At 65.2% G+C, this 20,140-nt stretch carries 18 protein-coding genes; 6 read left to right on the top strand and 12 right to left on the bottom strand.

Annotation, left to right across the window (positions count from 1 at the left end; genetic code table 11):
- Nucleotides 1-5: 5 nt before the first annotated feature.
- The 5 genes from tatC to AB4079_RS01730 all read right to left on the bottom strand — a co-directional run bounded on the left by tatC (nucleotide 6) and on the right by AB4079_RS01730 (nucleotide 4,146).
- A complete protein-coding gene (gene tatC, locus AB4079_RS01750; protein ID WP_441785556.1) occupies nucleotides 6-803 on the bottom strand; it encodes a twin-arginine translocase subunit TatC in 798 nt (265 codons plus the stop codon).
- 5 nt (nucleotides 804-808) lie between these two features.
- A complete protein-coding gene (tatA, locus tag AB4079_RS01745) occupies nucleotides 809-1,030 on the bottom strand; it encodes a twin-arginine translocase TatA/TatE family subunit (protein WP_441785555.1) in 222 nt (73 codons plus the stop codon).
- Nucleotides 1,031-1,127: 97 nt separating this feature from the next.
- Nucleotides 1,128-1,934 carry an alpha/beta hydrolase gene (locus AB4079_RS01740; protein ID WP_441785554.1) on the bottom strand — a complete coding sequence of 269 codons (807 nt, stop codon included), beginning with the start codon at nucleotides 1,932-1,934 and terminating at the stop codon, nucleotides 1,128-1,130.
- Complete coding sequence (locus tag AB4079_RS01735; protein WP_441785553.1) at nucleotides 1,931-2,974, bottom strand: hydroxyacid dehydrogenase; 1,044 nt, start codon at nucleotides 2,972-2,974, stop codon at nucleotides 1,931-1,933. The genes AB4079_RS01740 and AB4079_RS01735 overlap by 4 nt, the downstream gene beginning before the upstream one ends.
- Nucleotides 2,975-3,054: 80 nt before the next feature.
- Nucleotides 3,055-4,146: a LacI family DNA-binding transcriptional regulator gene (locus AB4079_RS01730; RefSeq protein WP_441785552.1), complete on the bottom strand. Its 1,092-nt coding sequence runs from the start codon at nucleotides 4,144-4,146 to the stop codon at nucleotides 3,055-3,057.
- A gap of 106 nt (nucleotides 4,147-4,252) precedes the next feature.
- Here AB4079_RS01730 and AB4079_RS01725 point away from each other — a divergent pair, with 106 nt between their 5' ends.
- The 4 genes from AB4079_RS01725 to AB4079_RS01710 all read left to right on the top strand — a co-directional run bounded on the left by AB4079_RS01725 (nucleotide 4,253) and on the right by AB4079_RS01710 (nucleotide 9,462).
- Nucleotides 4,253-5,203, top strand: a complete 951-nt coding sequence (locus AB4079_RS01725) for an ABC transporter permease subunit (protein ID WP_441785551.1) — start codon at nucleotides 4,253-4,255, stop codon at nucleotides 5,201-5,203.
- Nucleotides 5,200-6,189, top strand: a complete 990-nt coding sequence (locus AB4079_RS01720; RefSeq protein ID WP_441785550.1) for a carbohydrate ABC transporter permease — start codon at nucleotides 5,200-5,202, stop codon at nucleotides 6,187-6,189. Before AB4079_RS01725 ends, AB4079_RS01720 begins: the two co-directional genes overlap by 4 nt.
- Nucleotides 6,190-6,240: 51 nt before the next feature.
- Nucleotides 6,241-7,800, top strand: coding sequence for an ABC transporter substrate-binding protein (locus tag AB4079_RS01715; protein ID WP_441785549.1), 1,560 nt, complete (start codon nucleotides 6,241-6,243; stop codon nucleotides 7,798-7,800).
- A gap of 84 nt (nucleotides 7,801-7,884) precedes the next feature.
- Complete coding sequence (locus AB4079_RS01710) at nucleotides 7,885-9,462, top strand: family 43 glycosylhydrolase (protein ID WP_441785548.1); 1,578 nt, start codon at nucleotides 7,885-7,887, stop codon at nucleotides 9,460-9,462.
- Nucleotides 9,463-9,510: 48 nt separating this feature from the next.
- Here the strand turns inward: AB4079_RS01710 and AB4079_RS01705 are convergent, their stop codons facing one another.
- Complete coding sequence (locus tag AB4079_RS01705) at nucleotides 9,511-11,763, bottom strand: beta-galactosidase trimerization domain-containing protein (protein ID WP_441785547.1); 2,253 nt, start codon at nucleotides 11,761-11,763, stop codon at nucleotides 9,511-9,513.
- Here AB4079_RS01705 and AB4079_RS01700 point away from each other — a divergent pair.
- Complete coding sequence (locus AB4079_RS01700) at nucleotides 11,692-15,096, top strand: hypothetical protein (protein ID WP_441785546.1); 3,405 nt, start codon at nucleotides 11,692-11,694, stop codon at nucleotides 15,094-15,096. The genes AB4079_RS01705 and AB4079_RS01700 overlap by 72 nt on opposite strands.
- A gap of 75 nt (nucleotides 15,097-15,171) precedes the next feature.
- Here AB4079_RS01700 and AB4079_RS01695 read toward each other — a convergent pair whose 3' ends face one another.
- The 6 genes from AB4079_RS01695 to AB4079_RS01670 all read right to left on the bottom strand — a co-directional run bounded on the left by AB4079_RS01695 (nucleotide 15,172) and on the right by AB4079_RS01670 (nucleotide 19,731).
- A complete protein-coding gene (locus AB4079_RS01695) occupies nucleotides 15,172-15,615 on the bottom strand; it encodes a MarR family winged helix-turn-helix transcriptional regulator (protein ID WP_441785545.1) in 444 nt (147 codons plus the stop codon).
- Nucleotides 15,616-15,627: 12 nt separating this feature from the next.
- Entirely contained in the window at nucleotides 15,628-16,386 is a 759-nt protein-coding gene (locus tag AB4079_RS01690) for an SDR family NAD(P)-dependent oxidoreductase (RefSeq protein ID WP_441785544.1), read from the bottom strand.
- A 79-nt stretch (nucleotides 16,387-16,465) separates the two neighbouring features.
- The gene (locus AB4079_RS01685) at nucleotides 16,466-16,927 is read right to left on the bottom strand and encodes a DUF3237 domain-containing protein (protein WP_441785543.1); all 462 of its coding nucleotides are present in this window, start codon (nucleotides 16,925-16,927) and stop codon (nucleotides 16,466-16,468) included.
- Nucleotides 16,924-17,385, bottom strand: a complete 462-nt coding sequence (locus AB4079_RS01680; protein WP_441785542.1) for a MarR family winged helix-turn-helix transcriptional regulator — start codon at nucleotides 17,383-17,385, stop codon at nucleotides 16,924-16,926. The genes AB4079_RS01685 and AB4079_RS01680 overlap by 4 nt, the downstream gene beginning before the upstream one ends.
- Complete coding sequence (locus tag AB4079_RS01675; RefSeq protein WP_441785541.1) at nucleotides 17,375-18,637, bottom strand: flavin-dependent oxidoreductase; 1,263 nt, start codon at nucleotides 18,635-18,637, stop codon at nucleotides 17,375-17,377. The genes AB4079_RS01680 and AB4079_RS01675 overlap by 11 nt, the downstream gene beginning before the upstream one ends.
- Nucleotides 18,638-18,783: 146 nt before the next feature.
- On the bottom strand, nucleotides 18,784-19,731 hold the full coding sequence (locus tag AB4079_RS01670; RefSeq protein ID WP_441785540.1) for an aldo/keto reductase: 948 nt from the start codon (nucleotides 19,729-19,731) through the stop codon (nucleotides 18,784-18,786).
- A 52-nt stretch (nucleotides 19,732-19,783) separates the two neighbouring features.
- Between AB4079_RS01670 and AB4079_RS01665 the strand changes: the two genes are divergently transcribed.
- Nucleotides 19,784-20,140, top strand: coding sequence for a MerR family transcriptional regulator (locus tag AB4079_RS01665; protein WP_441785539.1), 357 nt, complete (start codon nucleotides 19,784-19,786; stop codon nucleotides 20,138-20,140).

Raw genomic sequence — 20,140 nt, 5'->3', positions numbered from 1 at the left:
TGTCCCTACGAGTTCGTGGTCAGGGCCGGCTGAAGGACGGCGTCAAGGCGCCGCTGGCGCCGCCGGTCGTTCAACAGGCTCACCCCGCACGCGGCCACGTACAGCGCAATCATCGGAGCTGCCAGTAGCAGCATCGATAGGACGTCGGCTGCGGGGGTGGCGATGGCGGTGAACAGGCAGATCCCGATGAGAGCCCAACGCCAGGCGTGCGTGACAGCACGACCGGATACGACGCCCGCGAAGTTCAGCACCACCACGAACAGCGGCAGGACGAACGCCACTCCGGTGATCAAGGCCAGCTTGAGCACGAAATCGAAGTAGGCACTCGCGTCGAGGTACGAAGCCGTGAATTGGGGCGCGAAACCCGTCATCAGTTGGACGATGTGTGGCATCACCCAGATACCGGCCGCGCAACCGGAGGCGAAGAGCGGCAGCGCCGACAAGACGAAGCCGTATACGTATCGCTTCTCCTTCTTGTGCAGCGCCGGTACGAAGAATGCGAACAACTGATAGAGCCAGATCGGGCTTGAGGCGACGACCCCGACAATGATGGCGATTTCCACTCGAAGGTCGAACGCCGCTGAGATAGACGGAAAGTTCATCACCACCGCTCGGTCCTGACTCTGGGCGGAGGAGAGAACCGGCCCCCGGAGCAGGCCGAGCACGGGTTCAGCGACGAACCATCCGAAGACGGCTCCCGCTACGACGCCGAGAGCGGCACGGCTGAGCCGGCGGCGCAACTCCGAGATGTGGTCGCCGAGGCCCATCCGACGTTCTGGGTCGGGTGCAGCTGCGCTGTGCATGGTGCTCAGTTGGCGCTGGAGTCGCCTGTTGGCGCCACGTCGCCGGCGGCGACGACCGCGGGCTGAACCGCGGTGTCGCTCTTGTCCTTGCTGTGGACCTCCTTCTGGAGGATCTTCACCGACTGGCCGACACTTCGGGCCAGGGCGGGCAGCTTGGCCGCGCCGAAGATGAGCAGGACGACAGCGAGGATGATCAGGGCGTGCCACCCGGTGAGGTTTGCGAACATTGGTTAACTCCCTTGTTTCCCATGTGGTGTGGAACTAGTTTCATAAGTGTACGTCGGCGATCCCGAATCGCGCCACCGCTTTCGTGAACCCGCGGGCTCAGCGCACGAGTTCGTCGAGGAACCGATCGACGCGAGCATGGAAGATCTCGCGCTGATCCCGCCTGACGAAATGACTGGCTCCGTCGAGAACGTCCACCGCGGCCCCGTGCTCCCGCTGGATCGCCCGGTGGCTCGGCGTATTGCCGATCTTCAGCGTCCCGGTGAGGATCAGCACCGGGATGCCGCGGATCTCGAGGTCGCGAAGGAGCGTAGGCCAGCCGCGTGTCGGAATGACGTCGCCGTTCTCGACGAGTGCCACATCCATCTGCTCCTTGGAGGACGACCAACCTGCCAGTTCGTCGGCCGGCCAGGATGGATGCACGGCTGCGGCTTCGCGTCGGCGTTCCGCGTCGGAGAGGCGCTGCTGCCGCCGCAGCCACGACGCCGCACCAGCCGCAACGTCCCGGTCTTGATGCGCGGTGACGGGAAGCCGCCAGAACGGGTCCTCGAGGACGACCGCGGTGACGACATCGGGACGAGCTGCCGCCACGGCCGCTGCCGCACTTCCCCCTGCGGAGTGCCCGAAGAGGATCAGCGGCTCACCCGGGTCGACGAGATCGTCCAGTGTCTCGATGAGCTCGCCCGCGATCACATCTCCCGGATGGAGCTTCAGAAGCTCCGGTGTCCATCTGGGGGATCGGCCGTGGCCGCGCGGGTCGACCGCGTGAACGCAGAAACCACGGCTTGCCCAATGCGCTGCTGTGACCGCGAGGGACTCGGCCGATTCTGCCAGCCCAGGGATCGCCAGGATCGTTCCGTGGCGTGGTCCGAGCGCCTCTGTGGTGATGGCGTGCAGGACGTTCAACGGAGTGCCTCGGGAAAGGCGAGCGGTTCGCCCCGGGTGATCCGCTCCAGCTCGCTTCCGACTTGCTCGCCCATGCGCCGGATCTCGGCTCCCATCGACCCCGCGATGTGTGGAGTCAAGAAAACGTTCGGCAGCGCGTAGAGCTCATCGTCCGCGGGCAGGACTTCGGGATGGGTCACATCCAGGATCGCCTGGATTCGACCGGTACGCAGTTCGGTCACGAGGGCGCCTTGGTCGACGACCAGCCCACGCGAGGTGTTGATCAGGGTTGCGCCATCGCGCATCGCCGACAGCTCGGTCGCGCCGATGAGGTGGACAGTGGATGAATTCAGCGGCGGGTGCAGGGTCACGACGTCGCTGGAGGCCATCAGCTCGACAAGGCCGACCTGGCGACCGCCGAGCTTCGCGGCATCCGCGGATGATAGGTAGGGGTCGTAGACGAGGACGTCGACATCGAGATCCCCGAGTCGTTCGATCACGATCCGCCCGATCCGGGACGCGCCGACCACGCCGATGGTTTTGCCGACGTTCCCCGCTGCCGGGAACTCGACTTCGCGGTCGATGTACCCCTGGCGGTCCCGGTAGAGCCGTTGCGCCTGGAACGCCTGCTTGTTCGCCAGGATGATCATTGCCAGGGTGAACTCGGCCACAGGGATAGCGTTCACCCACCCGGCGTTCGAAACGTGGATGCCGCGGTCCCGAGCGCTGGGGGGCAGGAGCCCTCCGGCTTGACCGCCGGCGTGGAGCACGAACTTCAGGTTCGGCGCGGCGTTGAGATGATCATCACTGAGTGCGGGGGCGCCCCACCCGGTGATCAGCACATCCGCGCGAGCAAGCGCGGCCCGGGACTCATCGTCGTCGAAGGCCGAGATCGGCCGACTGTTGAGGCGGGTGGCTCCGGGGACCTTCAACGACTCCAGGTCGCGTCCGAAAAGATGCTCGGCGAGGTCGGGCGGGTCGAGGGCGACAACGAAGCAGACTGGGTTAGGCACGACCGCCTCGGCCGCGCTCGAGGTCGGAAGTACGGATGCGCTCGTCATTGAAAACCTCATCGATCGTGGTCCAGCGGCGATCGGTGTTCGGATCGTCTATCTGAAACTAGTTACATTCAATGAGAAAATCAAGATCGTGGTTGCGATGGGGGAGCTGCCGACCCGCGCCGAACGAACGTGGGCTGGAGGAGGATGCTGCGAGCGGGGATCAAACCCAGGGCGATTTCGGCGGCGCGTACGCCCACCTCGTAGAACGGAGGGTGCACCGTTGTCAGGCCAGGGGTCAGATCCCCGACGATCGGAACGTCGTCGAAGCCGACCACCGAGAGGTCCTCGGGCACACGCAGTCCTGCTTGTCGTGCTGCGCGATAGGCTCCGACGGCGATGTTGTCCGTCATCGAGACGATCGCAGTAGCACCGAGGTTCTCGGTGATCAGTTCCGCAACCGCACGTGCGCCGTCGTCCTCGTAGTTGGCCGTCGTCCGGATCAGCCGCGGGTCGACCTCGATGCCGTTGCGATCCAATCCGGAGAGGAAACCGTCGAGTCGCAGATCTGCGGTCGTCATCCCTCGCGGTTCGCCGACATACGCGATCCGGGTGTGTCCGAGTTTCACGAGTTCGTCGACGGCCATCCCGACGCCGGCCCGGTGGTCGTAGTCGACCGCGATGAGCTCGGGATGGTCGGCGACCGGCGGCCTCCCGCACAGGATCAGGGGCGCCTCGACATCGGCCAGGTCCTTTGCATACGTGAGCACTCGCCGGTCGAATTCGGGGCCGGACTCCGTGGTTCCGACCAGCAAGACGGCCCCCACCCGCTGTTCGCGAAGAGTGGCGATGATATCGACTTCGCGTTCGATTAATCCATGAGTGGTCGACATGAAGAGCAGATGGTTGTTCTCCGCGGCGACGCGCTCTGCGCCGGCCGCGAGTGAGGCGAACGTCGGGCCGATCATCGCTCGGACGACGAACGCCATCGTCCGCGGGCCGCGACCCTGCATGGCCCGGGCCAAGCCATTCACCACGTACCCAAGCTCCTCGGCGGATGCGAGCACTTTGGCGCGGGTGTCATCGTGGACTTTCGTGCTGCCCCCGAAGACGCGGGATGCCGTCGCCGGGGACACGCCGGCGTGCGCAGCGACATCCCGCAGATTCACCGCGCCCACGCGGGCGGGCCCGCGGGTGCCAGCACGACCGCGGCCGGTATTGTCGGTCGATCCCATGCTGGGATGGTACAGGTTTGCTTGACTTCCACTTGGAAGGTGGTTTATGTTGCCCGATAATGAAACTAGTTCCACAACGTTTGTGGGACATCATCGAGGAGCTCCTGTGCAACGAAGCGCTGTCGTCGCTGTTCCGAAGCGGCGCAAACCGACATCCCGTGGGACTCTCGGCTTGCTGTTGCTTGCCGTTCCCGGCGTGGTGTGGTTCCTCGTCTTCGCTTACGGACCGATGGTCGGCCTGGTCGTCGCCTTCAAAGACTTCAACATCAGCCAGGGAATCTTCGGGAGCGCCTGGAACGGCCTGGACAACTTCAAGTATTTTCTGGCGAGCGGCGATGCCCCTCGGATCGTCATCAACACCGTGGTCCTCAATACGCTCTTCCTCGGCGCCTCCCTCGCTGCGGGCCTCCTGCTGGCGCTGATGCTGAACGAGATCCGGGGGCACTTCTACCGCCGGTTCATGCAGTCGACGATCTTCTTTCCGTACTTCGTATCGCCGATCATCATCGCGATCATGCTGCAGGTCGTGCTCTCCGGAGTAGGCGGCCGCGGCGGCCTCGTGAACAACCTCCTGAGTGTCGTCGATCTGCCCCAGGTGAACTGGTACACGGAACCGGGCGCTTGGCCGTGGATCCTGACGTTCGTCAAGGTCTGGCAACTCGGCGGGTACACCTCCGTGATCTTCCTCGCCGCCATCACGTCCATCCCGGAGGAAGTGTATGAAGCCGCGGCCCTCGACGGTGCGAGTCGAGCACGAATGGCCCTCTCGGTGACGACGCCGCTCCTGCTTCCCACGGTGGGAATCCTGATCGTGTTGGGCATCGGCCGGATCTTCTTCGGAGACTTCGCCACCATCTACGCGATCGTGGGCGACAACGGCACCCTCTTCCCCACCACGGATGTGATCGACACCTACGTGTTCCGTTCCCTCCGAACCATCGGTGACTTCGGCACAACCGCCGCGATCGGGCTGTTCCAGTCCGTGGTCGGATTCGTGTTCGTCACAGCAGCGGTGCTCGTACAGCGTCGCGTCGACCGAGAAAGCAGCATCCTGTGAGCACCACGATCACCGGTCGCACCCAGACCATCACGGACCTCGACGCAGAGAGCGTGCTGGACGACGACGGTCGCCAGGGCAAGCGGCGAGTGAAGGCGTTGCGAGCCGGACGGCCGAAGAGCCGGAAGGCCGACCCGTTCACGATCGTCAGCTACATCTGCGTCACGCTCTTCGGCCTGTTCTGTCTCATCCCACTGTGGATGATCATCGCCAGCTCATTCACCGACGAGACTGCTCTTGCCAAGAACGGGTACAGCCTCTTTCCCATCCCCTTCTCCCTGACGGCGTACCAGATGCTGTTCAGCGGCGGCGCCCTCCTGACCAGCTATATCGCTTCGCTGTTCATCACCGTCGTCGGTACGGTGCTGTCGCTCTCCTGCACGGCGTCCCTCGCCTGGGTGATCGCCCGCCGGCTTCCTCGGATCAGCCGTCCGCTGACGATCTTCGCGTACATCCCGATGCTGTTCACCGGCGGGCTGGTGCCGCTGTACCTCCTGGTAACGCAGGTGCTCCAGCTGACCAACAGCTGGTTCGCCGTGATCCTTCCGGTCATGCTCGCGCCGTTCCTGATCTTCGTCGCGGTCAGCTTCTTCCGGCAGCTGCCGGAAGACATCCTCGATTCCGCCCGAATCGACGGAGCCGGGGAGCTGCGGATCTTCTTCCGGATCGTCCTCCCGCTGTCGAAACCGATTCTCGCAGTGCTGGGCCTCTTCTACGCCGTCACCTACTGGAACGAGTGGTTCATGGCGCTCCTGTTCATCTCCGAGCCGAGCCTCTATCCACTCCAGTTGACGTTGCAGAACCTGATCGCCAACGTCACGAACGCGGCCAGCCTGCCCGGTGCCACGGCGGCTCAGGCGGCCGCCCCGATCTACCAGCTGCGGTTCGCGATGACCGTCCTCACCATCGCGCCGATCCTGCTGGCCTACCCGTTCGCTCAGCGCTTCTTCGTCAAGGGCCTCACCCTGGGCGCCACGAAGGGCTAGCGAGCCCGCCCCACCCCCATCAAGAGCTGTCCAACAAAGGAGTACTCGGACATGTCAACCAACACCCTCAACCGGCGAGGCTTTCTCGCCCTCAGCGGCGCAGCCGGAATCGGAATCGGCCTCGGCCTCGCCGGCTGCACGCCTGCCGGCACGTCCGGCTCGGTCTCCGGAACGTCCCAGGCCATCCTGCCGTCGACGGCCCCCAGCAACTGGAACACCGTCCTCGCACAGGCGAACAAGCAGCTGCAGAAGGACCACGGCTTCACGCTGAACACCCAGTTCATCAACTGGCAGAACTACGGACAGCAGGCATTGTTGAAGTTCACGGCCGGTGCGAAGTTCGACACCGCCCTGCAGGCGCTCTGGCTGAATATGGCGCAGCTTCAGCAGAGCAAGTCGCTGGCCGATCTCACCAATGAGATCGACAAGTGGCCGAACCTGAAGAAGCAGCTCTCCCGTGAGCTCATCGACGCCAACGCGTGGAGCGGAAAGCTGTGGGGCATCCCCCAGGTCAACAGCGCCGCCCGGCTGCAGCATTTCAGCATCCGCAAGGACCTCGCCGACAAGCTCGGCTTCAGTGAGATCCAGGACTATGACACCCTCGAAAAGTACTTCTACGACGTCAAGCAGAAGGAGGCCGGCGTCACGCCATTCGGTGTCGCCTCCAACATGACTTTCGAACTCGTCCTCGGTACCCCGAGCGGCCTGTTCAACCAGCATTCCTGGCAGAACCCCACCGAAGCGTATGTCGCCCAGTTCGCGGGCTCCGGCCTATGGTTCGTCTTCGACGAGAAGGCCGCCGAGGGAGGCACTGTCAAGCTCGTCCCCATGTGGGAGGACGAGGGAGTGCTCGGGGCGTTCAAGAAGATCCGTCAGTACTACCAGGACGGCATCATCAACGCCGACGGACTCAACGCCGAGAACGCGACCGTCCAGAGCCAGTTCACGGCGGGCAAGTATGCCGGCGCATGGGCCATGACGGATGGGACGGCGAGCAACGCGCTCGTCGCGCTCCGCAAATCCATCCCGAACGCCGACCTCGAAGAAGTTCTGCCGTACGGCGGGTCGATCAGCTCCGTCAAGCCGCTGCAGACGTTCCAGGCGGACAATCTGGTCGTCGTCAACGCCAACGGCGGCAACGTCGAGCGGGCACTGGCCCTGCAGGACTGGCTCTCGATCGAGAAGAACCACGACCTCATCGAGTACGGCATCGAAGGCAAGGACTGGGAGGCGACCTCGGACGGCGGCATCAAGCAACTGAGCGACTACTCCTTCCCCGGTTTCGCCCTGTTGTGGCGCTCCGGCCTCGAGCGGAAGTCGTCGTTCATGACCGACTCTGAAAAGAAGGTCTTCGCTTGGGCGCAGGATTACGCCAACTTCACGAAGTCCGCGTTCGCGTCGTTCATCCCCGATGTCACGCCGGTCAAGCAGGCGGCCGCGCAAATGAACAACGTCATCACGCAGTACGCCAACCCCCTTTTCTACGGCGTCGTGGATGTCAACAGCCAGCTGGACAAGCTCAAGCAGGCCGCGGACGCCGCCGGCATCGACCAGCTGCGGTCCGAGATGGAGAAACAGGCCAACGCCTATCTGAAGGCTCAGAAGAAATAGCCGACCGCACTCCACGCACGACTCAGGCTGCGGGCAGGGAAGACCCGGCCCGCAGCCTGCTTCATTCGCTTCAGAAAGGTCGTCGTGAGCCGCGCTCGCAACCCTGTCGTCCGAGGCTTCGCTCCGGACCCGTCCGTGATCCGCGTCGGCAAGTGGTACTACCTGGCGGTCAGTTCCTTCGAGTGGTTTCCCACGATCCCGCTGTACCGATCGCGCGACTTGGCCACCTGGAGACACATCGGCTCGGTCGAGACCGCTGTGTCTCGGGGCGACCTCTTCGGTGTGCCGGACTCTGCGGGGATCTGGGCGCCATCGCTCAGCTTCGACGGAAACCTGTTCTGGGTGACCTACTCGATCGTCCGTACCTTCCACGGCCGACAGCTGGACGTCGAGACGTATATCGCTACCGCCAGCGACCCGGCTGGAGTGTGGTCCGAGCCGGCCCGTGTCAGCGGCCACGGCTTCGACCCCGCGCTGTTCCACCGTGACGGACGGCACTACCTGCTGAATGTGCAGTCCGACTCCCGACCCGGCGGGAGCAGGTTCTCCGGAATCATCCTCGCCCCACTGAACGAGGCAGGCACGGGGGTCGCCGGCAGGCCGACGGTCCTGCTGCAGCACCCGACTCTGATCGAGGGCCCCAAGATGCTGCACCACGGCGGCTGGTACTACCTGGTGCTGGCGCAAGGCGGCACCGGAGTCGAACATGGTGTGCTCATGGCCCGCAGCCGCACGCTCACCGGGCCGTACGAAGTCGACGACCGTCCGCTGCTCACATCGCGCGACGACCGGTCGCTGCGGTTGCAGAAGGCGGGACATGCAGAGTTGATCGAGGCCCCGGACGGACGGTGGTTCCTCTCGCATCTGGCGAGCCGCTGGCTGGAGACCGCTCAGGGGCGGCAGTTTCCCTGGGGCCGCGAAGTCGGCATCCAGGAGATCACCTGGATCGACGGCTGGCCGCGCCTCGCCGCAGGCGGCTGGCACCCGGCGGACACCTTCCAGACGCCCGCAGAATCCGGAGAGACCGGAGAGACGCCGGACGGGTCCGTCGAGGAGAACGTCGAGTGGTGGCCCTGGCGATCGCTGCGTGAGCCGATAGGCGCCTGGGCTGAGCGCCGCTCCGAGAACCGCGCCATCCGGCTGCGCGGTCGGCACGGAGTCGAGTCGCACTTCGGCGTGAGCATGGTGGCGAAGCCGTTGCAGGAGCGCGCGTGCATCGCCGAAACGGTCGTCCACGCGCGTCCCAACTCATTCACCCAGTCCGCTGGCCTCGCGCTCTGGTACAACAGCACCTCTTACTACTTGCTGGAGCTGACCTGGACAGAGCCGCCAGGGCAGCCCCAAACCGGCCAGCAGTGGCGGGAGGAGGGGCAACTGGTCGTCCAGGTCGTGGCGCGCGACCGTGCGGATGCCCGGGTGATCGCGCGCCGCGGCGTGGTTCCAGGCGTCCCCGTGCGACTGTCCGCCTCCATCTGCGGTCCGATCGTCCAATTCCGCGTGGACGGAGCCGAGCTCGGGCCGCAGCTCGACATCGGCATCCTTTCCGACGACTACGGCGACCTCTTGCGGTTCACCGGCTCGATGGTCGGAATCTATTGCGTGGATACGGTCGACGCCTCGTTCACTGCAGAGTTCGACGGGCTGACAATTCGGTCATCCTGACAACATCCCGTTCCGCTCATCGGTGCGGCTTGAGCGTGCGGCCCTGATTCAGATCTCCAGGTACGTCGCGGCGTGCGCCGCGACCCAGCCAGGTGCGGACGGAACCAGTGCGATCTCGCGGGTTGGGACGAGTGAGCTGATGTCGACAGGGCTGGACCGGTGGTTGACCACAATGAGTTTGTTTCCGAACCGCGCAGTCTCGACGCCCTTCGACGGCCGAAGGGGAGACCGCGGAGAGACGCCGATCGCATCTTCGACCGGCGTCCGCTCGAGAAGGACGACGGGGTGCATCTCTCGTCGCCCGTACTGCGGCGGAACGATCGGCATCGTCTCGCGGGAGTATGCGTATCCGTATTCGAAACCGATCGATAACACCTCGCCTCGACCCACCCGGGTGCGGAGCATTCCGGTTGCGCCTGACTGGATGTATGTGCCGACAGGCTCGCCGGGAGAGGTGAATGCGACGGTCGACCAGCCGTGCGGAATGACCTCCTCGCGCGATGCGATGCAGTCGAAGGGCACGGGTTCCTCCGTGATCGCGAACGCGCGCTGCGCCAGTGTGCAGCCGGCGCCATGCAAGAGGGTGCCACCGCGCTCCACAAACGAACGCACCACTGATTCCAGCTGATCGTTGTCGCCGATGTCGTAAAGCGTGTTCACGGGGACGACGAGATGCTGGTACTGATCGAGCGCTCCTGCGAGCACCTGATCAGGGTGGACGATGTCCACGTGCCAGCCCAGGTCGACGAGCTGCTGGTACCAGCCCAGGAGATCCATACGATGCCGACCGCCTTCGTCCACTTCGAGCGGTTCGAAGAAGCTCATCTCGGCGGGGAACAGCAATGCCACTTCCTTGTCCCGTGGCTGGTCCAGCAGGGGGATCACCTCGGAGGCCCACCGATTGCCGGCGGACAGTGAGCCCTTGAAGACCTCGTCCATCCGGAACATGACGCCGCCGTCATCCAGACCGCTGTAGCCGTAGACATGGAGGCGCTTCGCGCCCCCGGCGACGTGGGTTGCAATCGCCTCCGCTGGTGGCACGACCCGGTAGACATCCGAGTTGATGTGTCGCCCCAGGTACAGGCCACCGGTGTACGGGCGGTCAGCGTTGGCCGTCCGGGCGATCGATGACTCGACGCTCACGACCATTGCATCTGCACGGTTCTCTGCATTGAGGGGTGATGTGATGAAGAGGACGCTGTCGACATGCTCGGCAAGCCGGTACACGTCCAGCGCTCGCTGACCGGTCTGCCAGTCCGCCTCACCCGGCGGATTGAAGAAATAGCCCCACTGATGCAGCACGGGCTCCACGAACAGGGGCGGTTCCGTGCGCCGCCAATGCTCCTTCATGGTTGCGAAGTAGTCCGCCATGACGTCCCCGAGGTAGGACTGGTTGTCGACCCATCGGTAGAAGTCCGGCGTCCGCAGATCGAAGTCTTCGCGAATGGGGCGAGCACAGCCGACCCAGGTGAGCTCCTCGGGGCGCAACCAATACTCCCCGGGGGCGAGCTGATGGAATGTCCGGGCGCGCAGCGCGTACCTACTGTTGAGAAGGGCGACCTCGCCGTTGTACCGCTGGTCCAGCCACCCGAGATAGTTCTCCCGGCCCTCGATGTCGAAGCTCGGCTTCGCTATCGGGTCGAACATCGTCTGCATGAGCACTCGTCCGTCGGGTGTGCGACGCATGCCGGGGCCGTAGAGCCGTAGGAGCCCGTCAACGTGCTCGACCATCGACGCTTGTGCTTTCGGTGACCAGTACTTGTAGGTTCCCATCGGCTCCCCGCTCGGCAAAAGGGCTTCTTCGCCGCGAACGGGAGGGACGTCGCGAATATTCGGGAACAGGTTGTCGCCGCAGAGGTACAGCGCGAGGCATGTGTAGTCCAATCCTGCCCGGGAGGCTGCCTCCATCATCAACTCCTGCATTGCGACATAGGCGCTCGCCGACTCACCCCGGTAGCGGGCGAAGAAGTCTTCCCAGGGTTTGGAGTCGAGGTTGATGGACGTGAACCCCAACTCCGCGATGTCTGCGATTCCGCGTCGGACGGCCTCGGCGTCCGAGTAGAAGGGTTCGAAGAAGTTGCCGAACCACATGCCGATGGTCGGTCGTTCGATTTCTGTGGTCATAGCTTTCGGTTGCTCCTTGACTGCGGCGTCGCTGGCCTGAGACACTCTACAGGCCATGGAACTAGTTTCATAGAAGTCCTTGCCACACCGTCGTGAAGGAGAAACATGTCGCCCGAATTCACCCGCCGCAACCTCTTGGCTGCAGCCGCAGCGACCGCGGGAGTGGTCGCAACCCAAGCAGTGATCTGGGAAGTACCGGCATCCGCGGCCTCTCGCGCCCCCTCCGTGGCGGCGGGTGCCCGCCGGCTGAGCGGGGCCGACTCCGTGCTGGACACCATCGTCTTCGGGGACAGCGCCTCGGAAACAGTCCACGCCTTGATCGCGAGCGAATCCAGTGTCGTGGGTGGCGCCCTCGGCCAAAGCGCGCGCACGTTCATGCCCAAGGCCCAGCCGGGATGGTGGGGTGGATCCGCCCTCTTCACTGTCAACGTCGACCCTGCGAAAACCACCTATGTCACGGCGAAGCTGTGGGGTGGCGACGCAGCCGGCGCGGCCGACGACTCGCAGGATTGGCGGTTGCAGCTCTTCGTCGACGGGAAGGCTGTCGGCTGGTACGACGAGGGGCCGGTGGACAACCTCGACCTCTTGGGGCTCGATCCGCGGAGCCCTGGGCGATTCTTCCTGCATACGCTCCCGCTACCGGAGGCGTACACGCAGGGAAAGTCGAGCCTTCAGATCGAGGTCCGTTCCATGGGCCGGATCTTCGCGTACGGGGGAAGCCCGGACTCGTTCTTCTACGATCAGACAACGCCGTCGCGCCCGATCTACCGGGTCTATACCCATACCGACCCGTACTTCGAGCCGGCGGACGGCGACGAGTTCGGCACGGCGCCGACCGTGCGGACCCGTCCCAACCAGGATCAGTCGACGCTTGCGGATGTCCGGGCGAAGGTGCTCGCCCAGCACGACCAGCTGATCTACGGCGGCGGCGCCTACACCACCGACGCGTGGGGCTTCAACGAACTGGCGGAGGCCTACCAGTGGAAGGACAGCTCGGCATACCAGAACCCTGACGCGCTCGTAGCCGTGTGCGCAGCCATCGACGGCCGGCATAACGCGTGGAAGGCCGACGGGGCAGTCCTCAGCGGGTCGGACCAGCAGTGGCAAGGATTCGGACGAGTCGGCCTGACCTTGGCCTACCTCTGGGACGATCTCCAGAGTGAACTCGACAGGAACGTCTCGGCCGGCTACACGAGCCTGGTGAACGCAGGTTTCGAGCAGGGCGGAACGACGCCGCTCGGCTGGTTCGTTCAAGGCTGGGCCAGTCAGGGAACCATGTCGCGTGATATAAGCGTCTACCGCTCGGGATCCGCGTCCCTGAAAGTGGTGTCCAACGGCGGCAGTGTTGTCGTGTCTCCCAACGGGTACACCCTCGTCGGCTCCGGCGGGTTCTTCCTTTCCGGGTGGATCAAGACCGACGGAACCGCCACGTCCCCGAAACTGGATGTGCTGTTCTTCGACGACGCGAACAAGCTCGTCGGCACCGACCACAACTTCTTCGCTGCAACCGGCACATCCGACTGGCAGCAGGTGGGCGGGGCTTTCAGCGTTCCGACTGGCGCGACACGGTTCCAGATCTGGGCGGTCGTGTCGAGCGGTGAAACCGCATGGTTCGATGACATCACCTTCCAGGCGGCCGGCCCCGGGAATCTCCAAGTGGTCAATGCTGGCTTCGAGGCCGGCGGCGCCACTCCGTTCGCCTGGGCGCCGCAACCCTGGGCAAACAACGGAACCCTTGCCCGTGACACCACCCAAGCGCACAGCGGCACGGCATCGGCTCGGCTCACCTCCACCGGTGGAAGCATCGTGGTCGGACCCGCTGGACGGACGAAGGTGGCGGCGGGACAGTTCACTGTCTCCGCGTGGCTCAAGACGAACGGGCTGGCGGCCAGTCCCAAGATCGACGTGTTGTTCTGGGACGCGACGGGAAAGCTGGCAGGCGGCGACCACAACTTCTTCGCCGCCCCTGGAACGACCGGCTGGCAGCAGGTTACGGGCACTTTCACGATCCCCGACGGGGCCGTCGAGTTCGAAGTGTGGATGGTGGTCGCGAACGGCGAGAGCGCCTGGTTCGATGACATCTCGGTCACCGCGCCCCCGCCGGCCGGCTCAGCGGTCACCCGGCGCGCCGCATACACGGACATGCTGCTCTCCAGCAGGGACTACTGGAAGCAGAACATGCGCCACTACACGAACCAAGCGCAGATCACAGCCATCGGCATCTATCAGGCGAACCGCGGACTCTCGCTGATCTCTCCCTCCGACGCCTGGCCGGAGAGCCGCGCGCGACAGTGGCTCTATGAGAGCCTCGGCATGGCGGCGTGGCTCGGCCCAGAGCTGCCCGACGGCACTCGTACCAGGCCGCTCGGCGCGGACTACTACGTGGTCACGCCCAAGGGACTCACCCGTGAGCTCGGGTACGTGGGCAACTACGGTGAAGTCACCGACTGGCTCGTGATGATGTACGAATCGGTCACCCGCGGTCACGCGGCATCCGCGGCTCCTGAGATTCGAGATCAGATGCTCACGATGATCCACGCGCGCGGATACTTCCGTCATTTCGACGTCGATGCAGACGGATACCGGGTCGCGCGCCTCGAAACCGTCATCGGCTGGCGGAACGAGGTCTACCCCGGCGAGATCGCGTACGCCCAGCGCACGGCGTGGGACTCCAGCCCCGTCATGGCGCCCGCGGTCTTCGCCGACCCGAAGCTGGTCGGCTGGACGCAGGAGATGATCGCCGATGGTCAGTTTGCGCCGCAATTGAGCCTGATGCTGACGAACTCGAGTACGCGCGTCGGACTCAACGCCACCCGAATGCTGGCACGGGACCTTCCAGCTTTCGAGGCACTCGCGGCTTCCGGCGAACGGATGCCGGTGAACTGGGATGCACCGGACTTCGTGTTCACGGATGAGGCCGACGGCGCCATCGCGGTGAAGAACGGCCAGGAGATCCTCTTCGCGTCCCTGTATTGGCGAGCTCGCCAGGGCATCAACGATTGGGGCCGGGTGCACCTGGTCACGCCGACGTCCCAACTCTCGGCCACAGTGCGAGAACGTACGCAAGGTTCAGTCAGCTCGGACACCTTCACGGTCCAGGACTGGACTACGTGGGACTACGCGATCAATAACAGCGGTCAGCCCACCGGTGTGCCAGGAGGAGGATGGGCCGCCCCCGGAGACGCAGTGCACCAGGCGTACGCGGGGGAGGTGCTCCCGGTAGCTATGATCCCCGGCGACGCCCACCCGGCCTTGGGATCGACCGAACTCGGCGTCGAAGAAGTGATGGTCGGCATCGCGCCGTACTACCAACTGCAGTACGGACGCTACCTGGTCGGCATGAACACGACCAGCGATCAAACCTTCCGGCTTGCGTCGAACGCCCAGGGCACGGCCCGCGTGCTCGGGGGCGCGCCGAAGGGGTTCCACGGGAACTCGAGCCACGTGCCCCTCGCTCGGGGCATTGAGGTTCCCCCGCAGAGCACGGTCGTGCTCCACCTCAACGGCTGACCGCGTACGGGTGGGGACGGTTTCGGGACTGTCCCCACCCGTACTCGGGTCGTCCTTGCGGGGAACATACGCGGTTCAGAAGGTGTGGGCCTCGACCTGTTCGGTCGCTTTTCGCAGTACGCGGATGGCCGTCTCGAGGTCGTCGGGGTCGATGCCGACGAGGGCGACCTTCCGCACCTCCGCGAACGGGTCGGGGAGGGCGCTCCACATCGTGCGGCCGTCCGGGGTCAGGGTGACGAGTCGCTGCCGCTGATCCGTCGAGGAGGGAGCCTGCTCGACGAGCCCCTTACGCACGAGCGTCGCCACGATCCCACTGAGGCTCGCCCGTTCGACGTGCAGGGCGCGGCCGAGGTCCCGCTGCGACGTCGGACCGTCGGTCGCCAGTACGTAGAGCACCGACCACTGTGTCGAGCCGATTCCTTGTGGTCGCAGCACCCCTTCGACGGCGGCCCGGTTGGCGTAGTAGTACCGCTTGGCCCAGGCGCCGATGGTCTCTGGCTCGGGAGCGCGTTCGGTCATGCGTTCAAGTATTCACCAGGGGATGGTGGTGTCCTCCCAGCGCGTGAACGTGCCGGTCGGGCCGTCCGGACCGAGCAGGCACACGCGCACCACCTCGCGGGAGCCGTCCTCGAGGGACTCGGTTCCGGCGAAGTTGTTCAGGTTCGTGGCGGTGAAGGCCGGCGACACCAGGTTCACTTTGATATCCGTCGACTCCAGCTCGACCATCATCGCCAGCGTGATCGCGTTCTGTGCCGCCTTGGACGCCGGGTACACCGGTCCGAACATCGAGTGGTATGCGTATCCGGGGTCGGCGTTGGCTGTCAGCGAGCCGACGCCGCTCGACACGTTGACGATCCGGGCGTCCGTGGACCTCCGCAGCAGCGGCAGCATCGCCTGGTACACCGCGAGGGTGCCGAACACGTTCGTCTCCCAGACCGCCCGTACTTCATCCAGCGACACGGTGCTCGCTTTGTTCGCGGCGGCGTAGTCGCCGAGGAAATCGCCATCGACACGGCGAGCGCGGGAGATGCCGGCGTTGTTGACGAGGAGGTCCAAACGCCCGAACTCGTCTTCGATGCGCTGTGCGGCTGCGGCGATCGAGGTGGCGTCCGTCACGTCGATCTGAATCGCGACCGCGCCCTCCCCGATCTGCTCCGCCGCGGCCCGCCCGCGCTCGGGATCGCGGGAACCGACCAGCACCGTGACGCCGTGTGCGACGAGCTCCTTCGCGACCTGGAAGCCGACTCCCTGGTTGGCCCCGGTGACCAAGGCGATGCGTTCTGCTGTCATGACTACTCCTATCCATTCGGTACCGAACGATTTTCGTTCGGTACCAGACGAATGTCAAGGGAAGATGTGGCTTGGCCGCCTACGTGATCCGATACGCGGTGTATTCGACGCGGTCACGCCCGCGGGCGCAGGCGGCGACGAAGAGTTGGTCGGCCAAGGCGGGGTGCTCGGAAGACTCGATCGTCACCATCGTCCGGAAGTAATACAACGCCGGGTTCACCTCCTGCCCACGTCGCAGAGCGTCCAGGACCGCGGGAGAGCCGGTCCGGATGCCGGCGGCGCGGATGGAGAGGTAGCCGCCGTCGTCGGTTGCGGCAGAGTATCGGGAGTCGATCTCGATCGTTCCGTCCGTCCGCACGCGCTGCCAGTCGGCTCCTCCGGGAAGAATGGTGCCGACGACGTCGCCGGTGATGGTGCCGCCGAGAATCGGGATGATGCGTCGGTGTCCCGCCGCGGTCATGCCATGGTCCTCGAGCTCACCCAGCTCCACGGTCACGTGCAGGGAGGGAACCAACTGCGGGATCGGAAGTGGGACGCTCATCGCGCACCCGCCTGCGAGCCCATGCGGGCATCGGCCAGGGCCGCCTGGAGCCGCTCGAGCGCAGGCACCGCGGCCTCCAGCGCAGCCTGATCTTTCGGGTCGAGACCGGCGACGGCGACGGCGACCAGGCGAGCGCTGGCATTGTCGTACTGCTCGAAGAGCCGCAGCGCGCGCGGGCTGGCGAGCACTTCGACTCGCCGTCGATCGTCGGGACTGCTGCGGCGCACGAGGAGCCCTGCCGACACCATCGCGGTGACCAGGTTGCTCGTGGTCGACCTGCTCAAGCCGAGGAGCGCGGCCAGGTCTGAGGGAGTGCTGATCACCCCGCGTGGGAGTGCTCGCAGCACTTCGATCTGCGAATCGGGGAGCTCCGGAAGACTCTGGTCGGCGCGAGTGGCCGCAAGCAGGCTACGCCGCAGGGGCGAGATCACCGCGGCAAGACGGTGTTCAGAATCCACGATTCCCCCTCGGGACGGTGAGTGACGGGCGAGCGTTGAGCGATTCCGGTAAGAATCCGGCAGCCTGCTTGTAGCCGTTCGCGATGCTGTCCAGCTCGTCGGGCGGGATGACGTCGTGGATGTGGTGGAACCCCTGCGGCGCTCGTTGCCGCGCCAGCACCATCACCCGCTCCGGACCCTGCTGTCGGGTGAGGCCGAGGAGCTGGGTCATGGCTGGACGCCGAGCCTGGTCGTAGCCGGCAAGCGCCGCTTCAAGGTTCGGTGCTGTAGCGAGAAAGTATGCGAGTGTCCGTGCGTCGAGGATCGCCTGCGACGCGCCGTTCGACCCGTTGGGATACATGGCGTGGGCGGCATCCCCGAGGAGGGCCGTGTTCCCCGAGATCCACGAGGGGAGGGCGTCCCGGTCCACCATGGGATACTCGAGAATCTCGTCCGCAGCCAAGATCATCGCCGGAACATCGAGCCAGTCGAACCTCCATTCATCGAAGAGATTCGCGACAGGCTCGACCGGCACTCGTCGGTTCCAGTCCGCGGTCTGTGATCGTGCGCCGTCAGAGCGTTGCTCCGCGATCAGATTCACCGTGAGCGACCCATCGTCGTTGACGCCGAGGGGATAGGCCACGAACTTCAACTGGTCGTCGCCCACCATGATCATGGTGGAACCGTCGAGGAACCGGGGCACGTCGGCAGTGCCGCGCCACAGCGTCAAGCCGTTCCAGATCGGTGCTTCTTCGCGCGGGTGCCACAGCCCGCGAACGGCCGAATGGATGCCGTCCGCGCCGACAAGGAGATCCGCGCGAACCTCTGACACGGCTCCCTCTACGTCAAAACGTGCCAAGACGGCGCCTTCCTGCGATTCCACACCCGTGAGCGTGTGTCCTACCTGGACAGCATCCGGACCCAGCCGTTCACGCACGGCATCCAGTAGCGACATCTGGAGCCGGCCCCGGTGCACGGAGAGCTGCGGCCACTGGTAGCCGGCCTCGATACCTCTCGGCTCCTCCCAGATCGGCTGCCCGTGACGGTTGAAATAGGCCAGACGTCGGGGAAGTGAGGCAATGCTCTCGATCGAGTCGCGAAGACCCAGCTCGGTGAGCTCGCGGACAGCGTGTGGCAGCAGGTTGATACCGACGCCGAGCGGGCGCAGTTCTCGAACGCGTTCGTACACCCGAACGTCGGTGAATCCCACGCGTTCCAGGCTGAGTGCGGTCACCAGACCGCCGATGCCGGCTCCAATGATGGCGATCGCCATGACGACTCCCTTGTCGATGTGATTTATCCCCATAGTACGGAAACAAAACCATCTGCGCCAGGGGTCGTCGTCTCAGCAGAATCCGAGGGAGCCGTCCGGTCGGAGCGGCACCCTCCGCTCCGGTTCGTCAGGCTCGGCTGACGGTTCTACAGCTCGACGTCGTCGAGCACAGCGCGATGCTCGGGGGAGAGCGTCAGTGCCACACCGTCGAGGGCACTGTCGAGCTGCTCGAGCTTGCTGCCGCCGAGGATCGGCCTGATCTGGGGCGCCCCTCCGCTCAGCCACGCCAGCACAACCTGCCCACGCGACGCGCCCGACTCTGCCGCCACCTCGTCGAGCGCCGCCAGCTTGCGGGTCGTCCCCGGGTGCTCGTGGGCCTCGGGGATGGGCTTGGCCGGGTTGTCATAGGCGCCGCTGAGCAGCGAGGTGTACGCCCACAGCTCGAGGCCGTTCTCCACCGCGTAGTCGACCTGCTCGTCGCTCATCATCCCGAACCGGTGGTTCTGGCCTGCGGGGACAGCGCCGGGGCGCGGAGCGAGATAGCTGCGGCTCAACTGCAGTGCGGAGAACGCCGCACCACCGGTGGCATTCGCGTGCGCCCGAGCACGTTCCACACGCCAGGCCGGGTGGTTGGAGGCCCCGATCCTGTCCACGGCGCCTGATCGAACGAACGTGGACAACGCGTCGATGGTCTCCTCGATCGGCACCGACCGGTCCTCCATATGCGCCCACAGCATCTCCACCCGATCGGTGCCGAGCCGGTCGAGGCTGCCATCGAAGGCGTCATGGATGGCCCGGCCGGAGAGCCCCTCGCGATTGGCCGGCCACTCGCCGGGACCCGTCGGCTCTGCGCCGAGTTTCGTGGAGATCTTCACCCGGTCCCGGATGCCGGGGCGCGCCCTCAGCCAGCGACCGACGAGCGCTTCGCTGTCCCCGCCTCGCCCGTTGTCGCTGGCCCAGAAGCTGTAGCAGTCCGCCGTGTCGATCCACGTGCCGCCCCGTTCCACGAAGCGGTCGAGGAGCGCGAAGGAGGTGCTTTCGTCGATGGTGACGCCGAACATCATGGCGCCGAGGATGAGAGGAGATTCTGTCATGACTCGAGAGTGCCTCCTGGAGTGCACTCCAGATCAAGGCCATCATGTGACGATGACCGATTTCAGTCCCGCAGAGGTCGCCGAGAAGACCGGCTTCACCCTCGACACCCTCCGCTACTACGAGAAGGAAGGCCTCCTCGGCGACATCGAGCGCACCCCGGGAGGGCGGAGGCGTTACCGGGAGGCCGACGTGGAGTGGCTCGGCTTGGTGCGCTGTCTGCGGGACACCGGCATGCCCATCGCCGACCTGAAGGAGTACAGCAGGCTGTCGGAGGATTCGACGACGCTGCGTGAGCGGCTCGCGCTCCTCGAGTCCCACGACGCGAAGGTGCAGGCCGACATCGACCTCTTGAGGGCGCAGCAGGACAGACTGAGGGAGAAGATCGCCTGGTATCGCAGCCAGCTGTGA

Source organism: Leifsonia sp. 2MCAF36 (genome assembly GCF_052115525.1).
Lineage (GTDB): Bacteria > Actinomycetota > Actinomycetes > Actinomycetales > Microbacteriaceae > Leifsonia.
This window is presented reverse-complemented; position numbering and strand designations above follow the sequence as displayed.

Bases quoted from the DNA above. Each gene is read 5' to 3' on its own strand.
- AB4079_RS01670 (WP_441785540.1), bottom strand. From the start codon at position 19,731: ATGACAGAATCTCCTCTCATCCTCGGCGCCATGATGTTCGGCGTCACC.
- AB4079_RS01675 (WP_441785541.1), bottom strand. From the start codon at position 18,637: ATGGCGATCGCCATCATTGGAGCCGGCATCGGCGGTCTGGTGACCGCA.
- AB4079_RS01715 (WP_441785549.1), top strand. From the start codon at position 6,241: ATGTCAACCAACACCCTCAACCGGCGAGGCTTTCTCGCCCTCAGCGGC.
- AB4079_RS01730 (WP_441785552.1), bottom strand. From the start codon at position 4,146: ATGGGATCGACCGACAATACCGGCCGCGGTCGTGCTGGCACCCGCGGG.
- AB4079_RS01735 (WP_441785553.1), bottom strand. From the start codon at position 2,974: ATGACGAGCGCATCCGTACTTCCGACCTCGAGCGCGGCCGAGGCGGTC.
- AB4079_RS01700 (WP_441785546.1), top strand. From the start codon at position 11,692: ATGTCGCCCGAATTCACCCGCCGCAACCTCTTGGCTGCAGCCGCAGCG.
- AB4079_RS01690 (WP_441785544.1), bottom strand. From the start codon at position 16,386: ATGACAGCAGAACGCATCGCCTTGGTCACCGGGGCCAACCAGGGAGTC.
- tatC (WP_441785556.1), bottom strand. From the start codon at position 803: ATGCACAGCGCAGCTGCACCCGACCCAGAACGTCGGATGGGCCTCGGC.
- tatA (WP_441785555.1), bottom strand. From the start codon at position 1,030: ATGTTCGCAAACCTCACCGGGTGGCACGCCCTGATCATCCTCGCTGTC.
- AB4079_RS01695 (WP_441785545.1), bottom strand. From the start codon at position 15,615: ATGACCGAACGCGCTCCCGAGCCAGAGACCATCGGCGCCTGGGCCAAG.
- AB4079_RS01685 (WP_441785543.1), bottom strand. From the start codon at position 16,927: ATGAGCGTCCCACTTCCGATCCCGCAGTTGGTTCCCTCCCTGCACGTG.
- AB4079_RS01665 (WP_441785539.1), top strand. From the start codon at position 19,784: ATGACCGATTTCAGTCCCGCAGAGGTCGCCGAGAAGACCGGCTTCACC.